We start from the raw sequence: 4,562 nt of genomic DNA on the forward strand, positions 1-4,562 counted from the left end.
GGCGGCATCAAGACCGGCGCGCCCTCGCCCCTCTTCCCGCGCGTTGATACGAAAATCTTAACTTTAACGGAGAAACCCTTGGAAACAACACCCGCGCCCACTGTGGCCACTGAGACACCGGCTGAGGCCAGTAACGAAATTACGATTGATGATTTTCTAAAAGTCGAGCTACGTGTCGCTGATATTGTGGCTGCCGAGAAAGTGGAAGGGGCCGACAAGCTTCTGAAGCTACAACTGAAGATCGGCGAAGAGGATCGGCAGATCGTCAGCGGCATCGCCACCGCTTACACCCCTGAAGAATTGGTCGGGCGGCAGATTGTCGTGGTCTACAACCTCAAGCCCCGCAAGATGCGTGGTGTCGAGAGTAAGGGTATGCTTCTGGCCGCCACCGATGCCGAGGGCAATGCGATTCTCCTCCAGCCCGATAAAAAGGCCGACTCAGGAAGCACGGTGCGGTGACCCTATGAAACTGGCACTTCTTTCGGACAATCGGCTGGCCGTGACCTACGGCGACGAGGAGCAGCTCCTGCCTGTGGCAGCGGCGCTGGCGGCAGCGGGCGACACGGCGGCGGCTCCTACCACACCATTCGAGGCAGCGTGCGACGCAACGGCGCTGGGCAAGCGGCTGGAGCGAGCAGTGGCAGTGCTTTTAGAAACGGGGCAGCTCGATGATTTGCTGCTTGCCCCGTTTGCGCCGCGCCTTGCGCCGATTCCACGCCCCAATCGCATCCTCGCCATTGGCCGTAACTACGCCGAGCACGCCAAAGAGCTGGGTAATGCCGTCCCTGATGAGCCCGTCGTGTTTTTAAAAGCCTCCCAGAGCGTGATTGGACCGGACAGTGAGATTTGTCTTCCCGACTGGGCGGGACGCGTGGACTTTGAGGGCGAGCTACTCGTAGTGCTGGGCAAGGGCGGAAAGAATATCGCCGAAAAAGACGCAATGGACTGCGTCGTGGCCTACACCTGCTTTAATGATGTGACGGCACGGGAGAAGTCCAAGGCGCTCCAAAGCAAGGGACACCCGTGGTTTCTGGCCAAGAGCCTCGACACATTTGGCCCGCTTGGGCCGCATTTAGTGACGGTGGACGAGATCCCAGACCCATCGGCGATTCGGGTGCAGCTCCGCGTGAATGGCGAGACGCGCCAGGACGGCACCACGAGCCAGATGATCCACTCAATCCCCAAGCTCATCGCCTATCTGTCCCAGTGGTTTGCCTTAGAGCCCGGAGATGTGATCGCAACCGGGACACCGCCCGGAGTGGGGCCGCTTGTTGTGGGCGATCTTGTGGAGGTCGAGGTCGAGGGAATCGGGTGCTTGCGAAGCGCTGTTTCAAAGAGCGTAGATTAAGGTAAAATGCAAGTCGGAGGATTTTTTATGTTAACAAGACGTGTTTTATGTGCGCTTTTCGCTCTAAGTGGCGCTCTCTTTGCAGGCTGTGGAAGCAACTCGGGAGTGGTTCCCACGGACTACTTCACCACAACGTTGTTGGGTAGCCAGGAAGTGCCCGCCAATAGCGCACCGGGTGTCGGTACGGCATCAGTGTCAACGGTGGACGGGAAAACCCGCGTGGTCGTGGATCTCCTTGGCCTTACCGGTACCATCACAGGGGCACATATCCATGTAGGAGCCCCAGGCGTGAATGGGTCCATCGTGCTCAACCTGCTCACGGGTACAGGAACGGGAACGCGCGATACGAGCAAGCCCGGCGAGCTTCATATCGACTTCAAGTACGATGCAGCCGTGTCTGGCCTGAGCAACAAGACGCACTACATCAACGTTCACACGGGGCTCAACCCTGGCGGCGAGCTGCGCGGTGACCTTGTCAAGGCGTAGCTAGTCTCTGCTCTGCCCTTCTCCCGCTTCACGGAGAGGGGCATTTGTTTTTTTCGTGGCTATTCGACGGTGACGGATTTCGCGAGGTTGCGGGGCATATCAATATCGCAGCCACGCTGCTGAGCGACTAAATACGCCAGAAGCTGCATCGGCACAATGGAGACAATCGGGGCCAGCTCAGGGCGGATATTTGGGATGCGCAGAAGATGATCCGCCGTGGTATCAAGTCTACTCTCGCCCTCAAAAACCACGCCCACGACAGTGCCGCCTCCAGCGCCACGGCGTAGTCGTAGCTCCGGTACTCCAGCCGCCGCAGCATCTCGATCACGGTTCGGAGCTTCAGGAGCAGGAGAGTGAGTGATTTTTGGCGAAATAATCTCCTAACTATGGCACTGTTTCTTGGAATTGACACGGGTACCAGCGGCACGAAGGCCGTCTTGATTGACGAAAACGGCACCCTGCTCGCCTCGGACTTACACGAGTACGCGCTCTCCACACCGCGCCCGCAGTGGGCGGAGCAGCACCCGGACACGGACTGGTGGCAAGCGGCGATTCAGGCGATCCAGGGCGTGCTGGCAAAGGCGGGCAAGCGAGGCGAGGACGTGGCCGGGGTCGGGCTGACGGGGCAGATGCACGGCTCGGTGTTTCTGGACAAGAACGATCAGGTGCTGCGGCCCGCGCTGCTCTGGTGCGATGCGAGAACCGGTGCGGAGTGTGCCGAGATTACGAAGCTTCTGGGGGGGACGCAGGGCTGCTACGAGATCTTGGGCCAGCCGGTATTCACGAGCTTCACCGCGCCGAAGATACTCTGGCTACGCAAGAACGAGCCGAAGGTCTATGAAAAAGTCGCGCACGTGCTGCTGCCAAAAGACTACATTCGCTTCAAGCTCACGGGGGAGTTTGCCGCCGAAGTGAGCGATGCGTCCGGCACATCGCTCTTTGATGTCCGCAAGCGCACCTGGTCCAAGACGGCGCTCGATAAATTAAGTATCCCGACCGAGTGGCTGCCACGCGTGGTCGAGTCGCCGGAGCAGACGGGGGTGATCTCGGCGGCGGCGGCGGCGCTGACGGGACTAAAGGCAGGAACTCCCGTGGTGGGCGGCGGCGGCGATCAGGCGGCGGGCGCGGTGGGCTGCGGCGTGGTGAGCTCCGGGCAAGTCGTTTCCTCACTGGGCACGTCTGGCGTCGTCTTTGCGCACTCAGACACGGCGGCGATCGATCCCCAGATGCGCGTCCAGACTTTCTGCCACGCCGTCCCCGGTGCTTGGGCACAGATGGGCTGCGTTATTTCGGCAGGCGGCTCCCTGCGCTGGTACCGAGACACCTTCGCGCAAGGCATGAGCTACGATGCCATCACTCAGGGCGCGGCGACGGCCCCCGCAGGCTGTGAGGGCTTGCTCTATCTGCCGTATCTCGCGGGCGAGCGCAATCCCCACTTCGATCCTGATGCTCGTGGTGTCTTCTTTGGCGCAACCCTGCGCTCCACCAAAGACTGGTTCGCTCGCGCCGTGCTAGAGGGAGTAAGCTATGCTTTTAAGGATCTCTTCACGCTCTTTAGTGAGATGGATGTCCCCGTGAGCGAGATTCGTGCATCGGGTGGCGGGGCAAAGTCCGCATTCTGGCTTCAGATGATGGCCGATGTGATCGAGAAAAAACACGTCCTGCTCAACATAGACGAAGGCCCTGCTCTCGGAGCCGCGCTTCTGGCCGCTGTGGGATGCGGAGCCTATGCGAGTGTCCCCGAAGCCTGCGCCGCCACCGTCTCGATTCGCGCTGGTGCCAAGCCCGATACGCTACAATCTAAAACCTATTCTCGCTACTATCCTACCTACAGAGCACTCTATCCCGCTCTCTCAACAGCATTTAAAACAGTGGCAGAGGCCACCCAAGAAAGTCACTAACTAAAACAAAAATAAGGAGTGTAGCCCGATGCGTTATGTCACTTTCCGGTTGCTTTTTCTGTGTAGCGGCTGGGTTCTGCTGTGTGGCGGCGCGTGGGCGCAGAAAAAAGTCACTCCGCCCCCCTCACCCGCTCTGGCATCGGCCCGGACCGCAATCCAGGCGTTTTTGACAGAGCGGGATAAAGCGTTTGGGGCGCGGGATGCAGCCGCCTACCTCGCCCCCTGCACAGCGGACTACGTCCACACGGACACCCACCAGGACACCATCCCTTTCGAAAAGCTACGCACCGAACTACAAAAAACACTTACCGTGACAAAGACGGCGGAGCAGAAGACACAGATTGATAGCTTCAAGCTCGAAGATGGCGCTGCTCTGGTGGAGACCTATGAGAGTCTCAAGCTTTTCACCGTGTCCCACGAGTGGCTGGAGATTACCACCACAGGCTACCGCCGCTGTCGCTATCGTTTTGTCTCCGAGGGCGGCACTAAGTGGAAGCTTGCACGAACACGGGTCATTGAGGAGCCTCTGACGCAAACACCGCGTCTGCGAGAATCGCCCGGGCTTTCAGAGCTTGAGAAACGGGTTAAAGTGCCCGCCACGCAGGCTGCCGTTCAGGAAATATTCCCTTTGTTGCTGGAGCTCGCTTTGGGAGAGGAGCAGAAAGATTTCCGGATTTTCGGCACGCGTCTCGCCCCTGACTTTGTCTTTATTCGCCTGGGCAAAGATCCCGAGGAGCGCAAGCCGTTTATCGAGAAAATGGCCCTCGCGCACCAGTACATCCACCATGAGAGAGTGCGCTACTACCTGGTGGGAGCCGAGCAACAAG

At 59.3% G+C, this 4,562-nt stretch carries 6 protein-coding genes; 5 read left to right on the forward strand and 1 reads right to left on the reverse strand.

Annotated elements, in window-relative coordinates; genetic code table 11:
- From metG to ACH2EH_RS11810, 3 genes are all read left to right on the forward strand, one after another.
- On the forward strand, positions 1 to 459 hold a 459-nt coding region (gene metG / locus ACH2EH_RS11800; protein WP_395141895.1), incomplete at its 5' end, for a methionine--tRNA ligase subunit beta.
- A 4-nt stretch (positions 460 to 463) separates the two neighbouring features.
- Positions 464 to 1,348: a fumarylacetoacetate hydrolase family protein gene (locus ACH2EH_RS11805; RefSeq protein ID WP_395141897.1), complete on the forward strand. Its 885-nt coding sequence runs from the start codon at positions 464 to 466 to the stop codon at positions 1,346 to 1,348.
- Between the two features lie 27 nt (positions 1,349 to 1,375).
- A complete protein-coding gene (locus ACH2EH_RS11810; RefSeq protein WP_395141899.1) occupies positions 1,376 to 1,834 on the forward strand; it encodes a CHRD domain-containing protein in 459 nt (152 codons plus the stop codon).
- A 59-nt stretch (positions 1,835 to 1,893) separates the two neighbouring features.
- Here ACH2EH_RS11810 and ACH2EH_RS11815 read toward each other — a convergent pair whose 3' ends face one another.
- Positions 1,894 to 2,091 (reverse strand): hypothetical protein, encoded by a 198-nt coding sequence (locus ACH2EH_RS11815; RefSeq protein ID WP_395141901.1) that lies wholly within the window; start codon positions 2,089 to 2,091, stop codon positions 1,894 to 1,896.
- A gap of 129 nt (positions 2,092 to 2,220) precedes the next feature.
- Here ACH2EH_RS11815 and xylB point away from each other — a divergent pair, with 129 nt between their 5' ends.
- On the forward strand, positions 2,221 to 3,735 hold the full coding sequence (gene xylB / locus ACH2EH_RS11820) for a xylulokinase (protein ID WP_395141903.1): 1,515 nt from the start codon (positions 2,221 to 2,223) through the stop codon (positions 3,733 to 3,735).
- 28 nt (positions 3,736 to 3,763) lie between these two features.
- Positions 3,764 to 4,562: hypothetical protein (locus ACH2EH_RS11825; protein WP_395141905.1), on the forward strand; the 799-nt coding region annotated here is incomplete at its 3' end.

This window comes from Armatimonas sp., from assembly GCF_043760365.1.
Taxonomy (GTDB): Bacteria; Armatimonadota; Armatimonadia; order Armatimonadales; family Armatimonadaceae; genus Armatimonas.

Coding starts and splice junctions, on each gene's coding strand:
- ACH2EH_RS11805 (WP_395141897.1), top strand. CDS start 464: ATGAAACTGGCACTTCTTTCGGACAATCGGCTGGCCGTGACCTACGGC.
- ACH2EH_RS11810 (WP_395141899.1), top strand. CDS start 1,376: ATGTTAACAAGACGTGTTTTATGTGCGCTTTTCGCTCTAAGTGGCGCT.
- xylB (WP_395141903.1), top strand. CDS start 2,221: ATGGCACTGTTTCTTGGAATTGACACGGGTACCAGCGGCACGAAGGCC.